This is a genomic window from Ruegeria sp. CF4, assembly GCF_056537345.1.
The window spans coordinates 1,082,690-1,105,444 of record NZ_JBQFRJ010000001.1 but is presented as its reverse complement, the minus strand read 5'-3'; the positions used below and the strand labels follow the sequence as shown (position 1 = coordinate 1,105,444).

At 57.4% G+C, this 22,755-nt stretch carries 17 protein-coding genes; 7 read left to right on the top strand and 10 right to left on the bottom strand.

The genetic code is table 11. The annotated features are described in order from the left end of the window. Nucleotides 1-91: 91 nt before the first annotated feature. From ACR0NF_RS05470 to ACR0NF_RS05460, 3 genes are read left to right on the top strand one after another with little or no spacing between them, the layout of a single operon-like run. Nucleotides 92-1,108, top strand: a complete 1,017-nt coding sequence (locus ACR0NF_RS05470; RefSeq protein ID WP_480470051.1) for a C4-dicarboxylate TRAP transporter substrate-binding protein — start codon at nt 92-94, stop codon at nt 1,106-1,108. A 59-nt stretch (nt 1,109-1,167) separates the two neighbouring features. After that, nucleotides 1,168-1,797 carry a TRAP transporter small permease subunit gene (locus ACR0NF_RS05465; RefSeq protein ID WP_480470050.1) on the top strand — a complete coding sequence of 210 codons (630 nt, stop codon included), beginning with the start codon at nt 1,168-1,170 and terminating at the stop codon, nt 1,795-1,797. 3 nt (nt 1,798-1,800) lie between these two features. After that, nucleotides 1,801-3,204 (top strand): TRAP transporter large permease, encoded by a 1,404-nt coding sequence (locus ACR0NF_RS05460; protein WP_480657939.1) that lies wholly within the window; start codon nt 1,801-1,803, stop codon nt 3,202-3,204. A 264-nt stretch (nt 3,205-3,468) separates the two neighbouring features. On the opposite strand, the gene ACR0NF_RS05455 is transcribed toward ACR0NF_RS05460, so the two are convergent. Genes ACR0NF_RS05455 through rocF form a run of 3 tightly spaced genes read right to left on the bottom strand, consistent with a single transcriptional unit; the run spans nt 3,469 to nt 6,359 of the window. Then, entirely contained in the window at nt 3,469-4,512 is a 1,044-nt protein-coding gene (locus ACR0NF_RS05455) for an ornithine cyclodeaminase (RefSeq protein ID WP_480470048.1), read from the bottom strand. Between the two features lie 6 nt (nt 4,513-4,518). Next, nucleotides 4,519-5,439, bottom strand: a complete 921-nt coding sequence (gene ctlX / locus ACR0NF_RS05450; protein WP_480777890.1) for a citrulline utilization hydrolase CtlX — start codon at nt 5,437-5,439, stop codon at nt 4,519-4,521. Next, nucleotides 5,439-6,359, bottom strand: coding sequence for an arginase (gene rocF, locus ACR0NF_RS05445; protein WP_480470046.1), 921 nt, complete (start codon nt 6,357-6,359; stop codon nt 5,439-5,441). Before rocF ends, ctlX begins: the two co-directional genes overlap by 1 nt. Nucleotides 6,360-6,445: 86 nt before the next feature. On the opposite strand from rocF, the gene ACR0NF_RS05440 reads away from it, so the two are divergent. Further along, nucleotides 6,446-6,874: an Lrp/AsnC family transcriptional regulator gene (locus ACR0NF_RS05440; RefSeq protein WP_480470045.1), complete on the top strand. Its 429-nt coding sequence runs from the start codon at nt 6,446-6,448 to the stop codon at nt 6,872-6,874. A gap of 89 nt (nt 6,875-6,963) precedes the next feature. Continuing rightward, nucleotides 6,964-9,570 carry a bifunctional lysylphosphatidylglycerol flippase/synthetase MprF gene (mprF, locus tag ACR0NF_RS05435; RefSeq protein WP_480470044.1) on the top strand — a complete coding sequence of 869 codons (2,607 nt, stop codon included), beginning with the start codon at nt 6,964-6,966 and terminating at the stop codon, nt 9,568-9,570. Nucleotides 9,571-9,573: 3 nt separating this feature from the next. Here mprF and ACR0NF_RS05430 read toward each other — a convergent pair whose 3' ends face one another. The 4 genes from ACR0NF_RS05430 to ACR0NF_RS05415 all read right to left on the bottom strand — a co-directional run bounded on the left by ACR0NF_RS05430 (nt 9,574) and on the right by ACR0NF_RS05415 (nt 13,528). Continuing rightward, nucleotides 9,574-11,124 carry an efflux transporter outer membrane subunit gene (locus tag ACR0NF_RS05430; protein ID WP_480777889.1) on the bottom strand — a complete coding sequence of 517 codons (1,551 nt, stop codon included), beginning with the start codon at nt 11,122-11,124 and terminating at the stop codon, nt 9,574-9,576. Nucleotides 11,125-11,135: 11 nt separating this feature from the next. Continuing rightward, nucleotides 11,136-12,281 carry an HlyD family secretion protein gene (locus tag ACR0NF_RS05425; protein ID WP_480470042.1) on the bottom strand — a complete coding sequence of 382 codons (1,146 nt, stop codon included), beginning with the start codon at nt 12,279-12,281 and terminating at the stop codon, nt 11,136-11,138. A 21-nt stretch (nt 12,282-12,302) separates the two neighbouring features. Next, entirely contained in the window at nt 12,303-12,665 is a 363-nt protein-coding gene (locus ACR0NF_RS05420) for a DUF3302 domain-containing protein (protein WP_480470041.1), read from the bottom strand. A 92-nt stretch (nt 12,666-12,757) separates the two neighbouring features. After that, complete coding sequence (locus ACR0NF_RS05415) at nt 12,758-13,528, bottom strand: DeoR/GlpR family DNA-binding transcription regulator (protein ID WP_480657933.1); 771 nt, start codon at nt 13,526-13,528, stop codon at nt 12,758-12,760. A 182-nt stretch (nt 13,529-13,710) separates the two neighbouring features. Here ACR0NF_RS05415 and glpD point away from each other — a divergent pair, with 182 nt between their 5' ends. Then, complete coding sequence (gene glpD, locus ACR0NF_RS05410; RefSeq protein WP_480777888.1) at nt 13,711-15,279, top strand: glycerol-3-phosphate dehydrogenase; 1,569 nt, start codon at nt 13,711-13,713, stop codon at nt 15,277-15,279. 47 nt (nt 15,280-15,326) lie between these two features. On the opposite strand, the gene ACR0NF_RS05405 is transcribed toward glpD, so the two are convergent. The 3 genes from ACR0NF_RS05405 to metG form a co-directional block, all read right to left on the bottom strand. Next, complete coding sequence (locus tag ACR0NF_RS05405) at nt 15,327-18,464, bottom strand: efflux RND transporter permease subunit (protein ID WP_480667035.1); 3,138 nt, start codon at nt 18,462-18,464, stop codon at nt 15,327-15,329. Between the two features lie 3 nt (nt 18,465-18,467). Next, entirely contained in the window at nt 18,468-19,646 is a 1,179-nt protein-coding gene (locus ACR0NF_RS05400) for an efflux RND transporter periplasmic adaptor subunit (protein WP_480667033.1), read from the bottom strand. Nucleotides 19,647-19,924: 278 nt separating this feature from the next. Continuing rightward, on the bottom strand, nt 19,925-21,643 hold the full coding sequence (gene metG / locus ACR0NF_RS05395; RefSeq protein ID WP_480470036.1) for a methionine--tRNA ligase: 1,719 nt from the start codon (nt 21,641-21,643) through the stop codon (nt 19,925-19,927). Nucleotides 21,644-21,854: 211 nt separating this feature from the next. Here metG and ACR0NF_RS05390 point away from each other — a divergent pair, with 211 nt between their 5' ends. Then, nucleotides 21,855-22,751 (top strand): hypothetical protein, encoded by an 897-nt coding sequence (locus ACR0NF_RS05390; RefSeq protein WP_480470035.1) that lies wholly within the window; start codon nt 21,855-21,857, stop codon nt 22,749-22,751. Nucleotides 22,752-22,755: the final 4 nt, after the last annotated feature.

The window sequence follows — 22,755 nt, the reverse complement described above, 5'->3', positions numbered from 1 at the left end:
GCCCGACAGCAGGGGTTGGCACATCAGGGACTTAGCGCTAGCTTCATTTTCAAGCGCCTCGTCAGGGGGTGCACCAATGGGAGGAAATACGATGAACAAGATGTTGAGCGGTGCGGCTGTCGCCGCGCTGAGCTTTGCGTTTGTTGCCGAAGCCGCAGCGACTGAATGGAATGCCTCGGTTTGGGGAAAGCGTCGCGCTTTCACTGAACATGTCGAGAAACTGGCTGAACTGGTCAGCGAGAAAACGGGCGGTGAGTTCACTATCAATGTCAGCTATGGTGGCCTGTCGAAGCCGCGTGAGAATCTGGATGGGATCGAGATTGGCGCGTTTGAGATGGCGCAGTTCTGTGCCGGCTATCACCGCGACAAGAACCGTGCGATCACCGTTTTGGAACTGCCGTTTCTGGGTGTGAACAATCTGGACGAAGAAGTGGCAGTCAGCCACGCGGTCTATGACCACCCCGCCGTCAAAGACGAGATGGCGCAGTGGAACGCGCGGATCATCATGACCTCGCCCATGCCGCAGTATAACCTTGTCGGTACCGGCGATGCGCGTGATAAACTGGCCGATTTCGATGGCATGCGCGTGCGTGCCACAGGCGGTTTGGGTCAAGCCTTTGAGGCCGTCGGCGGCGTGCCTACCTCTGTCCCTGCGACCGAAGCTTATAATGCAATGGAATCCGGTGTGGTCGATACCGTGGCCTTCGCTCAGCACGCGCATCTATCCTTCGGTACAATCAATGAGGCTGACTGGTGGACTGCTAACCTGAACCCGGGCACGGTGAACTGTCCGGTCGTGGTCAATATCGACGCCTATGACGCATTGCCCCCCGAGCATCGGGAAGCGCTGGACAATTCCATCGACGAAGCCATTGCGCATTACCTGGCCAATTATGGTGGGCTGCTGGAGCAGTGGGATAGCGTATTGGAAGAGAAGGGCGTTCAGAAAGTGATGATCGAGGACGCCGTGATCGAAGAATTCCGCGCCAAGGCCGCAGACCCTATCCGCGAGAAGTGGATCGCGGACATGACGGAGCAAGGTCTTCCCGCACAGGATCTATATGATCTTGTGCAGGCCACCTTGCAGCAGCAACGCGGCGGTAACTGATCGCCCAGGTCGGGCGTCGCTTGGCGCCCGGCCATTCCCGACAGCGAAGGAATGCAAAGATGGCAGGACATGCCACGGTGCTGCAGGATGGCAGTCTGATCAGCTGTCTGGACCAGAAACTATTGAGGTTAGAGCGTTTTCTGGCACTGATAAGTGGATTGGCAGTGTTCAGCCTTATGGTGCTGGCGGTGATCTCGGTCAGCGGCCGTAATGCCTTGAATGCGCCCTTGCCGGGGTATGTCGATTGGATCGAGCAGGCCATGCCCCTGATTGCCTTTCTGGGCATCTCTTATGTTCAGCGCGATGGTGGGCATATCCGCATGGACATCGTGATTTCCCGGCTGAAGGGGCGTGCTCTTTGGTTGTTCGAGCTGACTTCGGTCCTGTTGATCCTGCTCTTGATGCTTGCGCTTGTCTGGGGCAGTTGGTCCCATTTCGACCGGTCGTTTGACTTCGGTGCTCCGCTTTGGAGCCGCGACAGCTCGATCGATATCGGTATTCCCCTCTGGCCGGCCAAATTGCTCGCTCCGGTCGCGTTCTCGGTGCTATGCCTGCGGTTGGTTTTGCAGATCTGGGGTTATGGCTGGGCGCTGATCACTGGCGCTGAACACCCTGTTGCTGTTCCGCTCATACAGGATGCAGCGGCTCAGGCGGCCGCCGAAGCCGAACAGTACGAAAGGCAGAACTGACTCATGGACACGATCGATATCGGCCTGTGGGTCACTGGGCTGCTGCTGGTTCTCGTAATCACAGGAATGCGCGTGGCCTTTGCTGCCGGACTGGCAGGATTGATTGGCCTGATTTGGATTTTCTGGGCCAAATTCGGCTACGACCCTGATCGGTTCGGCAAGGCAGTTACCGTTGCCGTCAAAACTGCTGGTCAGGTGCCCCATTCAAAGGTGGCCTCGCATACGCTCAGCCTGATCCCAACCTTCATCCTGATCGGTTATCTGGCTTATTATGCCGGTTTGACACGCGCATTGTTCGAGGCCGCCAAGCGCTGGATCGCTTGGGTGCCCGGCGGGCTGGCCGTTTCAACCATCTTCGCAACGGCAGGCTTCGCGGCGGTTTCAGGCGCATCGGTCGCCACCTCGGCGGTGTTTGCCCGCATCGCAATCCCCGAGATGCTGTCGGTCGGCTATAACAAACGCTTTGCGGCGGGCGTTGTTGCAGCAGGCGGTACGCTCGCCTCGCTGATCCCACCCTCGGCGATCCTGGTTATCTACGCCATCATCGTTGAACAGGATGTAGGCAAATTGCTGCTTGCCGGATTCATACCGGGGGCGTTTTCGGCCATTATCTACGGCCTGCTGATCGTCGGCATCGCAGTTGTTTTCAAATCGGTCGGACCACCCGTCACCGGCTTTAGCTGGAAAGAGCGTTTCAACGCTTTGCCCGGTGCCTTGCCCATCGTCGCGGTGATCCTGATCATCATATGCTTCGTCTACAACCCGTTTGGCGAGAAAGCCTGGGGCACCCCAACTGAGGGCGGGGCAATCGGCGCATTCATCGTCTTCTGCTTTGCGCTGTTCCACGGCATGCGCTGGCCCGAGTTCAAATCGGCGTTGTTGGAAACGGCTAAGCTGACGGCAATGATCTTTGCGATCATCTGGGGCGTTTTGATCTATGTCCGTTTTCTGGGCTTTGCCGACTTACCGGGTGCGTTCTCGGACTGGATCACCTCGCTTGAGATGTCACCGATGCTGATCCTGATCTGCATCCTGCTGGCCTATGCGGTATTGGGTATGTTCATGGATGCGATCGGAATGCTGCTGCTGACGCTGCCCGTTGTCTACCCGGCGGTGATGGCTCTGAACGGGGGCGAGAGCATCAGTGCTGCCGACAGCGCTTTCGGCATGTCCGGCCCGATGTGCGCGATTTGGTTTGGCATCCTCGTGGTGAAAATGGCTGAGTTTTGTCTGATCACGCCCCCCATCGGACTGAACTGCTTTGTTGTTGCCGGAGTGCGCCCCGACCTGAGCGTTCAGGATGTCTTCAAAGGCGTGACACCGTTCTTCATTGCAGATGCGCTGACAATTGCATTGCTTGTGGCTTTCCCGGGTATCGTTCTCTACCTGCCATCTCTTGCGGGATAGAGGATTTTGCGAGGCTCTGCCTCGCGCTCCGAGATATTTATAGCCAGATGAAGAACGGATCCTTAACCAACACATCGAAAAATGGTCGGGTGGTACAGGCAGGGATGATGACTGCGCTAAGTGAAGTTCTCTGGCTTGATGGTCAGAGAGCGGATCCTTGCTTCATCTGGCTATAAATATCTCGGGGGAGGCGCCCAAAGGGCGGCGGGGGCAGAGCCCCCATCACCATTGATCATGCTCGCCCGTGGCTGCACCGACAAAGCGCTATTTCGCCCGCATCAGCATCCCAAACAGATCTCGCGGGTCGTCGGGATCAGCCAGCATGTCCAGCGGCTCGAAGAAGTCAGTTCCTTCGATCGCGCGTTTGATATAGCGCAGGGCTGAGAAATCCTCGATCGCAAAGCCGACGCTGTCGAACAGGGTGATCTGGCGGTCGTCGGTACGCCCCTTTGCCTTACCTGTCATGACTTCCCACATTTCGGTCACCGGATGATCCGCTTCCAGAGCCTGGATTTCGCCTTCGATGCGTGTCTGTTCGGGGTATTCGACAAAGATATCCGAACGCAAAAGGATATCCCGATGCAGCTCGGTTTTGCCGGGGCAGTCGCCACCGATTGCATTGATATGGACGCCCGGGCCAACCATGTTGTCAGTCAGGATCGTCGCGTATTTCTTGTCGGCGGTGCAGGTCGTGATGATCTGGGCGCCTTCGATTGCGTCTTCGGGCGTTTTACAGGAAATCACTGTCAGATCTTTTTCCTGCAGATTGGCGGCACATTTCGCGGTGGCGTTCGGATCGGTGTCGTACAAACGAACTGTGTCGATCCCGCATATGGCCTTGAACGCGAGACACTGAAACTCGGACTGCGCCCCGTTTCCGATCATTGCCATGACATTAGCGGATTTCGGGGCAAGATAGCTACCCACGAGGGCCGAGGTGGCCGCCGTACGCAGGGCGGTCAGCATGGTCATTTCGGTCAATAGCGTCGGGTAGCCGGTATAGACATCAGCCAGGAGGCCAAAGGCGGTTACGGTCTGCAAACCCTCAGAAGTGTTCTTGGGGTGGCCGTTGACATATTTGAACCCATAAGCCTCTCCGTCCGAGGTAGGCATTAGTTCGATTACGCCATGAGGCGAGTGCGCCGGGATGCGTGGCGTTTTATCGAAGCTCTCCCAGCGTTTGAAATCGGCCTCGATCTGCGCGGCGATCTGAGTGACCATCCGTTCCAACCCAACGTGGTGGATCAGGCGCATCATGTTGTCGACGGATACGAATGGCACAAGGGCCTTGTCTGAGGGTTGCATCAAAGACTCCTATCGGCGAGAAAGATGGATGCCTGAGATCATGCAGCGCACTGATCCACCAGCTGTTTCAATTGTCGGAACTGAGAGCGGCAACAGAGCGGCACTCTTTTCGATTATAGCAGTTTGAGCGGATGTGAGCGCCTTTTGGGCGCGACTGGACAACGCCAAAAGCAGGCCATCCCGACCGCTGAGTTCAATCGCGTTTCCGGCAAAGTTCGCGATCTGCTCATGCGACAGATCAATTACCGTTCGACCGGATTCCTCTAACCGTGACCGAACGGTCGCGCGGCGCTCCGGATCGCAGATCATGTCTAGGCAGATCAGAGCATAGTTCGTACCGATTCCCATAAGAACGTTGGTGTGGTAAACATCACGCCCCTGGGCATCCTTCGCATCGAAAGCGATAGGTTCATAGTTGAAATGAGTGCAGAACCTTTCAAGCAAAACAGGATCGGCGCGATTTGATTTGACGGTGTAGGCGATGCGGCCAACGTGATCCAGGACCATCGCTCCTGTTCCTTCCAGAGCAAGGTCATCCTGTTCAAGACCGGAATAATCAATAACGTCCTGAACGCGGTACTCCTGCTTCAGCATTTCTATCACATCGGTCCTTCGCTCGCGTCTGCGCGATGGTACGAACATTGGATAGATAGCAACATGACCACCTGGATGTGTCGAGAACCAATTGTTGGGAAAGACACTGTCGGGTGTATTGAGCGCACCGTCATCGTCAAAGACATGGACGTTTACACCTGCGGCACGTAGTTGGGCGACCGCTTCGTCATGTTCATCTCGGGCGGCAGCTGATGTTGCTGCTTCGGATTGGTCTGCAAGCGTTTGAAATGCATTGTCGTCTCGCGTTTCAGGATTCGAAGCGAATGCATGAGGGCGCACCATTACAACAGCGGAAGGCGATTGCAGGGAAATCATCAAAAACTCCGTGTCGGGCGATCAAAGATACGACGCCCCATCAGCGAGGCAGCCAGATCAACCATCAGTTTCGCAGTTCGGCCTCGCTCGTCGAGAAACGGGTTCAGTTCGACCAGATCCAGCGAGCAGACGAGGCCGCTTTCGTGCAGCAGCTCCATCACCAGATGCGCCTCGCGCTCGGTCGCGCCGCCGGGGACGGTGGTGCCGACCGCGGGTGCAATCGAGGGATCCAGAAAGTCCACGTCCAGCGATACATGCAGGATGCCGTTCGCAGCCTGCACTCTGTCGAGGAAAGCCAGAAGCGGTGCCTTGATACCGTGTTCGTCGATGCTGCGCATATCGGCCAGCATGGCGTGATCTTTTTCAAGGGCTGCGCGTTCAGCGGGATCGACCGAGCGCAGGCCAATCATGCCAACACGATTTGTAGGGATGGGGGCGGCGAGGGGCGCGAAAGCCTCAAACCCCGGTTGCCCGGTGACATAGGCCACGGGGGTGCCATGCAGATTGCCGCTGCCGGTGCTGCCGGGTGTGTGAAAGTCGCTATGTGCGTCGAGCCACAGCACAAACAGGGGGCGATCAATGCTCTGCGCGTGCGCCGCCATGCCTGAAACCGTGCCCATCGACAGCGCGTGATCGCCACCCATGAATATTGGCAGCCCTTGTTGCGCTGCGTTCTGCGCCGTTCGATGCAGCGCCTGCGTCCAGCCCACACATTCGGGCAGCGCAAACAGGTGCGGATGTTCCGCCATTTCCACATGATCCGGCTGCGTGTCGCCGATATCCGAAACAGTGTGCCCCAGATCGGCCAAAGCCTGTTCAAGTCCGGCCACGCGATAGGCGTCGGGGCCCATGCGGCAGCCTTGGCGGCGTTTGCCGGAATCCATTGGGGCCCCGGCCAGAATGAGAGTTTTCTTGTCCATATGTCTGTATAGAAACGCGATATGGGTTGAGAAAAGGGATCAAAATGGTCAAAATGAATTGATGGAATTCGATTTGGGCATTGTTGATGGACGAACTGGATAACCGCTTGCTGAATGCCTTGCATCGGGATGCGCGGGCCTCATTGTCGGAGCTGGCAGAGGTGCTGGGCGTGACCCGGACAACCGTTCGCAGCCGCCTGCAACGCCTCAAGCAATCGGGCGAAATAGTGGGCTTCACGGTTGTGACCCGTCAGGGCGTTTCAGAAAGCCCTGTGCGCGGGTTGATGATGCTCGAGATCGAGGGTCGTGGGACCGAACGGATCAGATCCCGGATTGCGGCAATGCGCGAGGTGGGCGCTGTCCATTCTACGAATGGCAGTTGGGATCTCATTGTTGAGATCGGGACTGACACGCTTGTAGAGTTTGATGAAGTTCTGTTCGAAATCCGACGGATGGAGGGGATCACAAGATCCGAGACCAACCTGTTGCTTTCGACACGCAAAGGACGGACGTGAATTCAAGCGCAACATGCTTTGATGGCTTGGATATTTGTGTAAAGCTCTGAACTGAGGCCGAAACTGGCAGCAGGGCAGGGATACGCAGAATGACTTCAGAGGCGACAATCGACGAGTCGCGGGTCCAGAAGCTGGCCGAACGTGTGACCGGATTGCTCGAAAAGCCACTGGTCCGGGTCGCTGTGCCTGTGATGATCACGCTGATTGCGTTGTTTGTTCTGCACGATCTTTCAGCTCATGTGAAATGGGCGGACGTTAAGACCGACATCGCGGCGACGTCGTGGAAGGTGATGTTCTTCGCGCTCTGCTGGACCGCATTTAGCTTTCTGTCGCTGTCTTTCTACGATGTCCTGGCGGTGCAGAGTATCGCTGGCGGCAAAGTACCGCTTCCCATCGCGGGGATGGCCGGGGCCAGCGGCTATGCGGTTTCGAACTGCCTGGGCTTTTCCTACATCACCGGTACTGCCATCCGGTATCGCATTTATGCGTCGCTTGGGCTGGATCTGGGGCGCGTGGCCGGGGTGATCGCAACCTCATGGGTGGCGTTCTGGATGGGACTGATCCTGCTTCTTGGAATTCTTCTGACCTTTCATCCTGACGGCATCTCGAAAGTGCTGCCGATTGGAGAGACCACCGAAACCGTCATCGGCCTGTGTCTTCTAGCCGGTCTTGCGGCGTTGTTCGCCTGGCTGTCCCGGGGTGGCCGGCGCATTGGATATGGCGGCTTTGGCTTCAACCTGCCGGGCGGAAAACTGGCTGGCCTGCTGACGGTTGCGGCGGTGGGGGATTTGTTTGGTGCCTCCATGGCGCTGTATGTGCTGATGCCGGATGATCTGGGCGTTGGTTATCCCTATTTCTTCACGATCTATATCGCCGCCATCGCAGTCGGCATCCTCAGCCACGCTCCGGGTGGGATCGGCGTGTTTGAGGCGACGCTGATCGCTGGGTTGGGAGCTTCCGGGCGCTCGGACGTGATTGCCGCACTGCTGCTGTATCGGGTCGTCTACACATTCTGCCCGTTCGGAATTGCAAGCCTGTCCATCGCTGGGGCCTCGGTGTTGACGCAAAGACACAGGATCGGAGGCGCGGCGACATGGGTCTATCGCGCCATTCGCCCGATTGTGCCGATGGTGGCTGCCGGAGTAGCGGCGGTCGCCGGGATCATCCTGTTGGTTTCGGGGGCCTTGCCCGCGAGTTCGCAGAACCTTGGCGTTTTGCGCGAAGTGCTGCCGCTCTCATTTGTTGAGGCTTCGCATTTGGCGGGCAGTGCCGTGGGTGTCCTACTGTTGCTGGTGTCACGCGGGTTGTTCCGAAAGCTCTATCGCGCATGGGTCGTCGCGATGCTGTTGATGATGGCCGGATTTGTCGCCTCGCTGACCAAAGGGCTCGACACGCATGAGGCGCTTTCTTTGCTTGGCACTATCGGTCTGCTGGCGATGTTCCGGGGCGCCTTCTACCGGGTCAGCGGCGCGTCGATTTTTCGGTTGAACATCCCGTGGCTGGTCAGCGTGCTGGCACTGTTGTTGGTGATCTTCTGGGTTGGGTTGTTTGCCTATTCCCATGTCGAATACCAGAACGCGCTCTGGTGGGAGTTCGCGTGGAACGGTGATGCTTCGCGCTTCTTGCGCTCCAGCCTCGTGGTTGCGGTGATCCTTGGAGTGGTCGCGATAAACTCGCTATTCGGGCGTGAAATACCGGCCCCGAGCCGTACTGAAATCCCCGAGGTGGTCGAGCGGTTGGTGATGGAAAGCGAGGACACTGAGTCTCAGATTTCGCTGACCGGAGATAAGCAATTCCTGATCTCCGAAGATCAGGCCGCCTTTCTGGCCTATGCCGATACCGGCAATGCGTTGATCACCAAGGGCGAACCGGTAGGCGATGAAAAGGCGGGACAGCAGCTGATATGGCAGCTGCGCGAAATGGCAGATCGCGAAGGTAAGCTATGTGCCTTCTACAGTGTCTCGACCAAATACCTGCCAACGTTTCTGGACCTTGGTCTGTCAATCCTCAAGATCGGCGAAGTGGCCCGCGTGCCACTGACCGATTTCTCATTGGACGGGAAATCCCGCAAACGGTTCCGTCAGGCCAAGAACCGGGCGGAACGCGAAGGCTATGTGTTCGAGATCATTCCAAAAGAAGAACTGGCCCCGGTGCTGCCGGAGCTACGCAAAATCTCGGACGATTGGCTGGCCCGGAAGGCTGGTGAAGAGAAGGGGTTCGCGTTAGGGGGTTTTGACGAAAAGTACCTCTCGTATTTCGATCACGCGGTTTTGCGGGACGAAACCGGTAAGATCATGGCCTTTGCGAACCTGTTTCAGGGAGGACATAAGTCTGAACTGTCGCTGGACCTGATGCGCTATGAGCCCGAAAGTCCGAGCTTTGTCATGGATGCGCTCTTTGCCGAGATGATGTCCTGGGGGGCAGAGCAGGGGTTCCATTGGTTCTCGCTGGGGGCGGCGCCGTTTTCGGGGATCGAGAACCGGCAACTGGCCTCGCTGTGGAACCGCATCGGCGGGTTTGTCTATGAGCACGGCGAGCAGTTTTATCACTTCGAAGGCCTGCGCAGCTTCAAGCAGAAGTTCGACCCGGAATGGAGCCCGAACTATCTGGCCAGCCCCGGCGGGTTGGCCGCGCCTCGCATCCTCTACGAGGTGAATATCCTGATCTCTGGCGGATTGCGCGGGCTGACGAAATAGCGGTCAGTTCAGGCTGGCCCCGGTCGGTGTTTTCTCCAACAAATCACCCCAATCGGTGCGATAGGCCATTTCGGCCAGTACCGTTTCGGGTAGGAATTCCTGATTTTGCCGGATCTGCCAGCCTCCGCCTAGACCTTTGTAGATCGCGACCAGATTTGACGAGACCTCTTGCCGGGCTTCAATCAGGTTTGCTTGCGAGCGCAGAAGCGCGGTTTGCGTGTTCAGGATGCGCGAATAGCTGGCGATACCGTCGCGGTATTGATCGACCGCAATATCGGCAGCCCGGCGTGACGCTTCGACGCTGCGTTCATAGAACGCCACTTGCTTGCGTGCCTGCGCATAGGCGACCATGGCGCTTTCGACCTCGGAATATGCGGTTAGGACGGTGTTCTGATAATTCGCAATCAGCGCCTGATAGGCGGCGTCCTGTACCCGGACATTGTTCTTGATGCGACCATAGTTCAATACGTTCCAGACCACGCCTGCATTGGCCAGACCTGTGGTGCTGTTGGTGCTGAACAAATCGCGCCCGCCCGAGGCCTGTAGTCCAATCGAGCCGGACAGTATGAACTGCGGATACAAGTCGGCCAGCGCGATGCCAACCTGAGCCGATTGCGTCGCGGCGGCCAGTTCCGCCGCGCGCACATCCGGACGCCGCCGCAGCAGCTCTGCCGGAACGCCCACGGCCACGTTTGAGCGCGCTGACGGGATGCGACCGGAGCCGCTCAGAAGGCCGGCCATTTGCGACGGGGTTTTGCCAAGCAATACGGCCAGCGCGTTCTTGGCTTGCTGCAGATCGCTCTCCAACTGAGGCACCAGCGCTTTGGTGTTGTTCAGCAGCGCCGTCGATTCCTGTACGTCCAGCTCGGTGGTCACGCCATTGTTGAAGCGCAATTGGGTCAGATCAGCGGATTCTTGTTGGATCTGGATATTTTCGCGCGCAATGCCCAAAGCCTCCTGCAAGGAGCGGACGTTGATATACAGTGCGGCCACGTCGCCGGTCAGCGTTACAAGCGCATCGTCATAGTTGGCCACCTGCAGGGCGAGATTGGACCGTGCCGCTTGCACGCCGCGTCGTTGTGCGCCCCATACATCCAACTCCCACTGCGCATCAAACCCGACTTGCGAGGTTGAGAATTCGGTATCCAAAGGGATGATCCGCCGAATATCCGAAACCGGACCGAGGTTGTCGCTGATCTGGCGTCGCTGCAGTGATCCTCCGATCGCTTGCGATTGGGGGTAGAGCTCTCCGAACGCGATGCCAAGCTGTGCGCGGGCCTGAAGCACACGGGCACCTGCGACCTGCAAGGTCAGGTTCTGGGCATAGGCCTCGGCGATCAGTTTGTTCAGCGTGGGGTCATTGAACGTCTCCCACCACCGCACCACAGGCGCGCTGCGTGAGGTCAGGCCGCTTTGACCTGCGCTGGGGCTGTTGACCTCGATCCACTGTTTCACGACCGGCGAGTTCGGGCGCACGAAATCCGGGCCTACCGGCGTGCAAGCGGCGAGAGTGGCAGCACATAGGGCAGTGCCTAACAACCGGCGGAGTGTCATGGCGCGCATCCTCAGATATCCAGAGGTCGGATAAAGTTGGCGAAGGAATAGAGGCGGATATTGATGCGCCTCAGGAACTCGAAACTTTTGCCCATGCCGGTGTAAATCGCCACGGCGGCGTGACCACCCGCTGGGAAAGTATGGCCTTCGGGCACGTCGACCGAAATCTGTACCGCGATGCGGCCAGGCAGTTTTGGCAGTTCAAAGCCGGGCAGGCGACCCGAGGGCAGATATTGGCCCTGACGCGTAGCCCACCAAACAGCCTCGACCTTGCCGGTCAGGATTTCGCCGGGATAGAGGTCCAGGGCGACCTCGACCGGCTGTCCGACTTCGACGAATTTCAGGTTCTGCTGTCGGAAAGTGGCGAGGATATAGGGGCTGTCTTCGGTCACGAAACTGGCAATCGCGCCAAGCCGTATCTCACCGACCACCATACCCGGGCGCGCCTGCTGTGAGACGATCATGCCGTTTTCAGGCGCGTAGATAGTTGTATTTTCAAGGAAATACTCGGCCTCGGCCAATTGTGACTGCGCCTCGATAATCCCTGTATTCACACCATCGATCTGCGAGGCCTCTGCCAGGTTGGCCTTTTCCAGATTTGCCTCGGCCTCTTTGACCTTGGCCTGATCTTCAGCCACTTGCTCATTCCAGCGATCCAGTTCGTCTTGCCGCGCACCTCCCGCAGGGACAAGGTTTTCGTACCGGGCCTGCTCGGTCAGGGCATAGGCCAGCTGCGCATTGGCGCGTTCAACGGCTTCGGTTGCGGCTATAACGTCCTGTTCAAGGATCAGAGCGTTTTGCTGCGCGGCCACCAGTTGCGCATTCGCCTTGTCGACGGCCAGCGAAAACACGGTGTCATCAAAGCGATAAAGTGGCTCGCCCTTCGTGACCCACGTATTCGGTTCGACCAGAACTTCGGTCAGGATGGTTGGCTGAGTCAGGCGCGGGACAATCTGGATGGTTGAGCGCACGACGTGGCTGTCGATCGAAAAGGGCTGAAAGAACCGCAGCGCGACCAGGAAGATCAAAAGCAGATGCGCGCCAACCCAGAAGGACACGATGCCCCACATGATGTTGAACTTCAGCCACTTCGCCTTGAAGAAAATGAACCAGACGAAAATGAGATAGAAAAGCGTAATGCCAAGGGCGACGAACATATTTTATAGTTTCCTTTGGTCTTAGCTTTTCTGCGTATCGTCTTCGTCAAGCCGGTCCTGATATTCCGGTTTCACTGTGCCGCCCAGTCGCTTGATCTCATCCCGGATGGCTTTGCGCTCCTCGTCCGGTCCGCGACGTACATCCACGGTCACGCCGTCATGGAAGGCCCAGATGAATGCGTGGACCCATGGAACGATGGCCAGGAACCCCATCCATCCCATCATCTTGACCGCTTCGGCATGCGGATGGTTTCGCTTGATCGCGATACGGCCGGGCAGGCCCATGATGAACAGGAACAGAGCCATCACCGCGGCCAGCAGCAGGATCAATGCTAAAAACGTAAGGTAGTCGTAGAAGCCCAGCGGCTGCCCCAAAAGTCCCATGCTCGCGCCTCCTGTCGGGAAGGTTACTGCATCCTCAGTTGTGCGCTTCGCTTCGTCAATCAGTTTATGGGTGTTCTGGACAAAGTGATCGTCTACGGATTGCTATCGCATTGTATGATCTGCGTTTGCCATTCGGCGCATTTTATCGACAGATCTCCGGGCAGGGGGGCGTCGGTATAGATGGTATCTACATTCGCCAACGAGGCGATGCGGGCCGGGGCCGTTCGGCTGAACTTGGAGTGATCCGCCACCAGACTGATTTGTCGCGCTTGGGCGATGATGGTCTGGCTGACCAGCACCTCTTGCAGGTCAAAATCCATCAGATCGCCATCGGTATCGAGCGCTGAGCAACCGATAATCGCGTGATCAAATTTGAACTGACGAATGGTCGACACGGCGAGATTCCCCACAAGGCCACTGTCCGATCGGCGCAGTACGCCGCCCGCAACAACGATCTCGCAATCCGGGTTCTCGGCCAGAATGGTGGCGACATTCATATTGTTGGTAACAACCATCAGGTTCTTGTGCTGCCGCAATTGCCGAGCGACGGCCTCGGTCGAGGTTCCGATATTGAGAAAGACCGAACTGCCATCCGGGATATCGGCGGCGCAACGTTCTGCGATGCGGGCCTTAACCTCTTGGTTCAGGGCGCGACGGTCTTCATAACCGATATTCGAAACGCCCGAACGCAGCACAGCTCCGCCATGTACCCGATCGACCAATCCGGCCTCGGACAGATCGGACAGATCGCGCCGAATTGTTTGAACAGTGACCTGAAAACGATCGGCGAGCCCTTCGACGGTAACGCGGCCTTCTTCCTTGGCTATTTCAAGAATGTCCGATTGGCGAAAGGACAAGGACATGGATGATCTCCGGTATTGCTCTTGCCTTCGTTTTTGCTCTTTTTCCTGAGTGTGGCAAGTTCTGAATGCAGTAATTGCCATAATTGGATTGAAAGCGATAAAAAGCGAAAGCAAAACTTGACGAAGCGAATATGTATCGGGTTAATGCGCTCAAAGCTGCTGGATTGGGGAATCGCATAGAAATGTCATCGGACAACACTCAGGTAACCGACCTGTTCATTATCGGTGGTGGCATCAACGGTTGCGGCATCGCGCGCGATGCAGCGGGGCGGGGGCTGTCGGTGGCTCTGGCCGAGATGAACGACCTGGCCTCGGCCACCTCTTCGGCCTCGACCAAGCTGTTCCATGGGGGGCTCAGGTATCTGGAGTTCTTTGAATTCCGTCTGGTCCGCGAGGCGTTGATCGAACGCGAAACTTTGTTGCGCGCCATGCCGCATATCTCGTGGCCGATGCGCTTTGTGCTGCCCTATCACGCCGATATGCGGTTCGATACGGAAACACCGACCTCAAAACTGCTGAGTACGGTGATGCCGTGGATGCGGGGCCGACGCCCGGCCTGGCTGATCCGGTTGGGTCTGTTTCTGTATGACAATCTTGGGGGGCGGAAAATCCTGCCCGGAACGCGATCTCTGCAGCTGCGGAACGAACCCGAAGGCGGGCCACTGCAGGACAAGTTTGAAACGGCCTATGAATATTCCGATTGCTGGGTCGAGGATTCTCGTCTGGTGGTCGTGAACGCCCGCGACGCCGAGGCGCGCGGCGCGCAGATCATGGTGCGGACCGAGGTCGTCTCGGCAGAACGTGTTGACGATCTCTGGCAGATTACCCTGCGCGACCGCGACAGTGACAAGACCAGAACCGTCCATGCGCGGATGCTGATCAACGCCGGTGGACCTTGGGTGGGCGATATCATCCAGACCAAGATCCGCATGAACTCACGCGAGGGGGTTCGGTTGGTGCGTGGCAGTCATATCGTGACACCGAAGCTCTATGACCACGACAAATGCTATTTCTTTCAGGGCGAGGACGGACGGATCATCTTTGCCATCCCTTATGAGCAGGATTTCACCCTGATCGGGACCACGGACCAGGATCATTCCGATCCTTCTGAACCTCCGGTCTGTACCGAGGCAGAGCAGGAGTATCTTTGCGACTTTGCCTCGAAATACTTCAAGAAACCGGTGACTCGCGCAGATGTCGTTTGGACCTATTCGGGCGTTCGGCCTTTATACGATGACGGGGCCAGCAGCGCGACGGCTGCGACACGGGATTATACGTTGAAAGTCGATGCCGAGGGCGGGGCGCCGGTGCTGAATGTCTTCGGCGGGAAGATCACAACATACCGTCGTCTGGCGGAAAGCGCGCTTGAGAAAGTGGCCGAACATCTCTCAGGCGTGTCGGGCCCCTGGACAGCGGGTGTGGCATTGCCGGGGGGGGATTTCCCGGTCGATGGTGTCGATGCCTTGATCCAAAGCCTGATGGCAGATTATCCCTTTCTGACAGACGTCTGGGCCCGACGGTTGGTACGGGCCTACGGCACCGAGGCGCGCGCGGTTTTGGGCGCGGCACAGGATCAGTCTGATCTGGGTGAGGATTTCGGGGCGACGCTGACCGAGGCTGAGTTGAATTGGTTGATCGACAAGGAATATGCGCGCACCGCAACGGATGTGATCTGGCGGCGTAATAAGCTGGGTTTACGGTTGACACCTCAACAGGTCACACGGATCGAGAGCTGGATGGCTGATCGCTGAAATGAAAAACGCCCCGTAGATTTGCGGGGCGTCTTTTGTTTATCCGATCATGCGGCTTCTTCTTCGGGTCCGGGATCATTCTTGCTGCCTTTGATCCATTCCCGCAGGCCCTGCATTACAGCATATAGGACGGGAACAAGGATTACCCCGAACAGCGTTGCTGCCAGCATCCCTCCAAACACCGCAACCCCGATGGCCTTCTGGCTTGCCGCGCCAGCACCGTTCGCGGCCAGCAGCGGCACAACGCCCAGCAGGAAGGACAGAGCTGTCATCATAACAGCGCGGAAACGCTGATGGGCCGCTTCTGTAGCCGCTTCTTTGATCGACAAGCCCTTGGCTCTTTGCTCCATCGCGAATTCGACGATCAGAATCCCGTTCTTTGAAGCTAGACCAACCAGCATGATCATCCCGATCTGCGTGTAAAGGTTGATGTCACTGCCCACGATCGCGACTGCCGCGACCGCGCCGAACAGGGCCACCGTTACCGACATCAGGATCGATACAGGCATGGTCCAACTTTCGTATTGGCCTACAAGGAACAGGTATCCGAACAAGATCGCCAACCCGAGGATCACAACGACGAGGTTGCCAGAGGCCAACTGTTGTTGCGCCGTGCCGGTCCATTCAAAGGCATAGCCGGAGGGCAGGGCGTTCGCCGATTCCTCGGTCATGACATTGATTGCGTCACCCGTCGAAAGACCGGGTGCCGGAACTGCTGTCACTGTGGCCGAGCGGAACAGGTTGTGCCGTTTCAGCAGAACCGGTCCCAGCACATTCTCGACATCGATAAGCGTGCCGAGTGGTACCATCTCACCCTTGGTGGAACGCACGTAGAGGTTTGAAATATCTTCGACCTTGTTCCGGTACGAGCCTTCGGCCTGGATCATCACGCGATAGACTCTACCAAACAGGTTGAAGTCGTTCACGTAATACGAGCCAAGCTGCGCTTGCATGGTCTGGAATATCTCAGCCACCGAGACCTGCAGGGTTTTGGCCTTCTCCCGATCCAAATCAACGAACAGCTGCGGTACGTTCGCGCGGAAGGTGGTGTAAGCCTGCGCAATCTCGGGTCGTTGGTTGGCTGCATAAACGTAAGACCCAACTGCCGATGCAAGATCCTGAGGCGAGCCGCCCCCGGTTTGCTGTACCTCCATTTCAACACCGGCGGACATACCGAGGCCCTGAATTGGGGGTGGGTTGAAAGCCACGATTGAGGCTGCTGATTCTTGGTTTGCAATCGCCAGCACCTTGCCCAGAATAGCGTCGGCACTGAGATCGGGTTCCTGTCGTTCCTCCCAGTTGGTGAGGTTGACGAAAATGGCCGCCCCGTTCGTCGTGGTGCCGTTCAGCAATGAGAACCCGTTCACCAGAACGGTGCTTGAAACACCTGGGATCTCCTGAATCTGCGCGTCCAAACGCGCCGAGACGGTTTCGGTCCGTTCCAACGTTGCCGCGTCGGGCAGCTGGACATCGACGAACAGATAACCGTTATCCTCAAGCGGAATGAAGCCTTTCGAGGTGGCGCCCATGATGGACCCTGTACCAGCCGCGAAGGCCGCGATGATGCCTAATGAGATCACCGGCAAGATCAGTAGCTTGCGCACGATCGCGGTATAGCCGTTACGCATTGTACCAATGAACCCTTCGAACACGGCCAGCAGCCCCTTGGGGGGACCCGAGCGCGCCTTCAGGACCAGTCCACACAGTGCCGGGGACAACGTCAGGGCGTTGATCGATGAGATTACAACGGCGGTCGAGATCGTGACCGCGAATTGCGAATAAAGCCGCCCTGAGATGCCGGGCATGAAGGTCACCGGTACAAACACCGCAAGCAGAACCAGCGTGGTTGCAATCACCGGACCGGTAATCTGGCCCATGGCTTTGCGCGTGGCCTCCGCCGGGGGTAGGCCCTCTTCCGCGATGATACGCTCGACGTTTTCCACCACAACGATGGCGTCATCCACCACGATCCCGATTGCCAGCACCAGCGCGAACAGTGAGATCGTGTTCAGCGACATGCCAAAGGCCAGCAGGAACGCGAATGTCCCGATCAACGATACGGGGATCGCCACCGCCGGAATGATCGTTGCGCGCCAACTGCCAAGGAAGATGAACACAACCGTGATCACCAGAATGAAAGTCAGGATGAGCGTCGAAACCACGTCATTCAGCGATTGCTCGACAAAGTCGGTTGTATTGAACGGGACTGAATATTCCACATCGGTTGGGAAAGAGCGCGAGAGGCGTTCAAGCTCAGCCTCGACACGTTCAGACACCGCCAGCGCGTTGGCCCCGGGCGCTTGATAGATGCCGATTACCGTTGCGGGAACGCTTTGGAAGTAGCCCGAAGCCGAATAGAACTGTGCGCCGAGCTCGGTGCGTGCGATATCTTTCACACGCACAATCGCGCCCGCATCTCCTGTCCGGATCACGATGTCACCAAATTCATCCGCCGAGGTCAGGCGACCCTTGGTCTTGATCGTGTATTGAAAGGTCTGACCTTCGGGTACAGGTGGCGAACCGATTGAACCAGCAGATACCTCGATATTCTGTTCGCGGATAGCGCTGATCACGTCACCCGGAGTGATCGACAGCGCCGCCATCTTGTCCGGGTCCATCCAGATGCGCATGGCGTATTCAAGATTGGTCAGAACGTCCGCCTTACCAACACCCTGAACCCGCGCCAGCGCGTCTTTCAGGTTGATCGAGGCATAGTTCGACAGAAATACGCTGTCATACGTGCCGTTGGGCGAGGTCAGCGTGATCAGCAGCAGCATGTTTGTCGACGCTTTTTGCGTCACCACGCCCGATGAGGTCACCTCGGATGGCAAGGATGCCATCGCCTGCGCCACGCGGTTCTGCACGTTTACCGATGCGATGTCAGGATCGGTTCCCACTTCAAACGTAACGTTCAGCGAGTATGATCCGTTATCCGACGAGGTCGACGTCATGTAGATCATGTCGTCCACACCGTTGACCTGCGCCTCGATCGGGGCGGCCACAGTGTTTTCCACGGTTTCGGCGTTTGCGCCGGTATAGTTGGCGGTTACGCTCACGACCGGAGGCGTGATGTCCGGGAACTGTGCCACCGGCAGAACCAGATAGCCGATCCCTCCCAGAATGGTCAGAACCAGCGAAATGACAAGCGCCAGCTTGGGCCGGCTGATGAACAGAGCAGAGAACATCGATTATTCTCCCGGCTGTTCAGAGGCGACAACCGCATCGACGGCCACGCCCGGGCGTACCCGTTGCAGGCCCTCGACGATCACACTTTCGCCTTCGCGCAGACCGTCCGACACGATAATGGCCGAGTCCACCGTGTCACCGGTGGTGATATAGCGCTGCTCGACCATCTGTTTGTCGTTGACCACCAGAACGAACTCTCCGCGCTGGTCGCGTTGTAGCGCGGCCTGCGGGATCAATACCTGCAGCGTGGGCTCGAGTGCTTCGATCTGGACGTTCAGGAACGCTCCGTCGATGATCAGGCGGTCGGTATTATCGAACTGAGCGCGCACCGTGATCGCCCCGGTCAGAGGGTCGATGCGGTTGTCGACAAAGATGATCTCGCCAGTTTCATCCAGTTCGGTGCCATTGGGCAGGGTGACGTGGACATTCGGGCTTTTGTTGCTTTCTGCCAGAGATGCCGCGCTTTCGCCAACTTGTTGAAGAACGGTCGTAAACTGTTTTTCGTTCAGCGAGAAATTCACATAGATCGGCGCTTCGCTGACGAGGTTGACCAATGGCGGATTGTTGGGGCCAACCACGTCCCCGACACTTGTCGTAACGCGTCCAAGACGACCGGTGAAGGGCGCATGGATTTCGGTATAGCTCAGGTCCAGCTCGGCCTGTTGAATGGCGGCATTCGCAGCTTTGACTTCAGCCTCGGCCACCAATTCGTTGGCTCGCGCAATATCGCGTTCGGATTCGGGTGTTGCTTCGCGCTTATAAAGCTCTTCTTTACGGGCCAGGTCGACTTTGGCCAGTTCAAGATTGGCCTCAGCCCGGTCGAGATCCGCCTTTCGCGATTGCACCGTGGCTTCGTAAAGGTCAGGTTCGATCTTGAAGAGAAGTTCGCCTTCATTCACCAGCGCGCCGTCCTCAACTTCCTGGCTTTCCAGAAACCCACTGACACGCGCGACGATATCGACTTTGTTAATGGCTTCTGCGCGCCCGATGAAGGTCGCCTCATCCGTGATCTCTTGCGTATAGGCTGCCGCGATCGAGACCTTGGGGGCAGGTGCATCACTTTGGTCCTGCGCAGTCGCACTCTGCGCGAGCCCGAAACCGAACAACAGAGCGAGGGTTGCGCTCAAAGCTCTGGCCGATCCGCGGCGGTGAAGGGGCGTAGGTGCAAATTCAGGGGACATGATGAATGCCTCGTCAAGATTACAGAAAGCGCGCCGCAGCAGAACGGTTGCTGCGACGAGTCGAACACATATTGGTCAGGATGGCCGCTTTGACATAATTTCTCAAGCGTGTTGACGAAGCGAGCGTCGCATCAAGCTGCGGAAATTTTTCTGCCGGACGGCAGGGTTAGGTGCGGAAGCTCAGCCGTGCGACATGGCCCGCAAGACGTAGAACCTCAAAACGAAAAGACCGGAGGCCAATACAAGCCCCCGGTCTAAGAAAGGTGAGTTAGGTTAGATTAGTCTCGCACTCCGGCGAACTTTTCCTGCCATTCTTCGCGTTGTTCGTCCGCAATCTTGGCAAATAGCACATCAGGTACGGTGAACTCGTGACCAGCGGGCAGGGCGGACAGTGCGGCCTCCACATCATCAGGCCAGCTGGTGTCGAGCGTGTTCATCGCGCTCAGCATCCGTGCAGATGTGTCGGGAATGAAGGGCGCGCTGAGCACGGCGTAAAGCCGGATCAGGTTCAGACCCAGCCGCACCTGCGCGGCGGCCTGTTCCGGATCTTCCTTGAAGGTCGACCACGGTGCTGCAGATTGCAGATATTCATTGCCCGCAACCCAGATGGCCCGCAATTCCTGAGCGGATTTGCGAACTTCCATCGCCTCCATAAAGCCTTCGTATGCCCGCACGCGTTTGGTCAATTCAGCGACCAAAGCCTTCTCACGCTCGCCAAACGCACCGCCTTCGGGTACGGCTTCGCCGAATTTCGAGCGGCAGAACTTGGTGATCCGGCTGACAAAGTTGCCCAGCACGTCGGCAAGGTCTTTGTTCACCGATTGCTGGAAGTTCTCCCATGTGAACTCACTGTCGCTGCTCTCGGGCGCGTGGCTGAGCAGCCACCAGCGCCAGTAATCAGCGGGCAAGATGGCCAGCGCCTGGTCCATGAACACACCGCGCCCCTGGCTGGTCGAGAACTGACCCCCATCATAGTTCAGATAGTTGAACGATTTCAGGTGGTCGACCATCTTCCACGGCTCGCCCGAACCCAGAATGGTTGCCGGGAAGCTGAGCGTGTGGAATGGGACGTTGTCCTTGCCCATGAATTGCACGTAACGCACATCATCGGCACCCTTGTCGGTGCGCCACCAACGCTCCCACTCGGCGTCCGGCTTGCCGCTCGCGTCTGCCCATTCCTTGGCGCAAGCGATATATTCGATGGGTGCGTCGAACCAGACATAGAAGACTTTGCCCTCCATTCCGGGCCAGTCCTGATCACCTTTCTTGACCGGCACGCCCCAATCCAGATCGCGGGTGATGCCGCGGTCTTGCAGGCCGTCTCCGTCATGCAGCCACTTCTTGGCAATCGAGGTCGTCAGGATCGGCCAGTCGGTTTTGGAATCGATCCATGCGTCCAGCTGGTCTTTCATCGCGGATTGACGCAGGTACAGGTGCTTTGTCTCGCGCACCTCCAAATCAGTCGAGCCCGAGATGGCCGAACGCGGCTCGATCAGATCTGTCGGGTCCAGCTGCTTGGTGCAATTCTCGCACTGATCGCCTCGCGCGCGGCCATAGCCGCAATTGGGGCAGGTGCCCTCAATATAACGGTCAGGCAAAAAGCGTTTATCTGCGTTGGAATAGACCTGCTTTTCACTGACCTCGCGGATCAGTCCGGCCTCATCCAGCTTGCCTGCGAAATGCTGGGTCAACACTTTGTTCTGCTCGCTGGACGAGCGGCCAAAGTGATCGAAGCTCAGGCCAAAGCGATTGGCGATGTCGGCCTGAACGCCATACATCTCGGCGCAATACTCGGCTACCGGCTTACCTGCTTTGGCCGCTGCCAGCTCGGCCGGGGTGCCGTGTTCATCCGTGGCGCACAGGAACATGACCTCATTCCCCCGGCCACGCTGATAACGTGCATAAAGATCGGCAGGCAATTGCGAGCCGATCAGGTTGCCGAGGTGCTTGATCCCGTTGATATAGGGGATCGCCGAGGTGATGAGAATCCGAGCCATTTTGCGTTTCCACGTAACTAACTGCGCGCCCGTCTACAGTATGTGAGGGATTAGCAAAAGCCCGGTTTCAGCGTTGAAGCTTCAGAAACCCATACAAACGCCACCTTCGCGAAATCCCTGATCTGTGTATGATGGTCCTGCAAGTGATTTTACGGGGGAATTTATGCATCACTCGTATTTGACGCGGTGTATTCGCGTAGCCGTCATTTTCATGACCACACTTCTATCGCCGACCAGCCTATCGGCAGAACAAAGCGATGCCCTGACCGCCATCGATACCTTCGACAAGGCGATGCTTTCGATTTTCAAACGGGGTCAGGCTGTACTGACGGCTCAAACCCGGCCAGTCATGGTCATTGCCCGCGACGTAACCGTCATGACCGAGGATGGCGAGATTTCTTATCCGCGCAACGATTCAGACTATCTGATCTTCAAATCCACTTCACACGTTCTGTTGGGGATCATAGGTGCAGTCACCCCATGGCCTGAGGATGAGGCTGGAGATGCGCGTTGGAAGGAAGATTTTGAGGGGATCGCGCAAGCAATAGATACGTTGCTGGCGTCAATTGATCAGCTTGATCTTTCAAAGGACGCGATCGCGAAACAACGGCAATTGCTGGAAACAGCCCGTACATTCGTCCGTGGATCGGTCGACCGCGGAACGCTGACCCCTCAGGATGTATCAAAGGCGATAAATGACATGCGACCGATTTGGGCGGCCAATATGCGGGAGGCTGCGCGTGTTGAGTTGACCGCATTGCACAAGGCCGTCTCAGATGCCCGCGCGGCACTCAGTCAGGATGATTGGGACAAGATTTATGTCGTACATCACGGCGGCTCGAACGTGACCGGGGTTAATGTTGTTGAGCTGTATCTGGAACGGGTGATGCCCCAGAAAGTTGCCGCCGGACAGGTTATGTTTGCTGAGAACGCGCACGGAAACAAAGCTATGGCCGATTATGTCGGGTATGAGCGCATGCAGCGACATGTGGGGGCCTGGGCGTTCGGTGATCCAAGGCGGATGGAAGTCGATTTGCTTGGGTATGAAGCCGGGGCTATTTTGGATGAAATGATCCAGTCGTCTCCACCATCCGAACCATCTGAATAGGGTT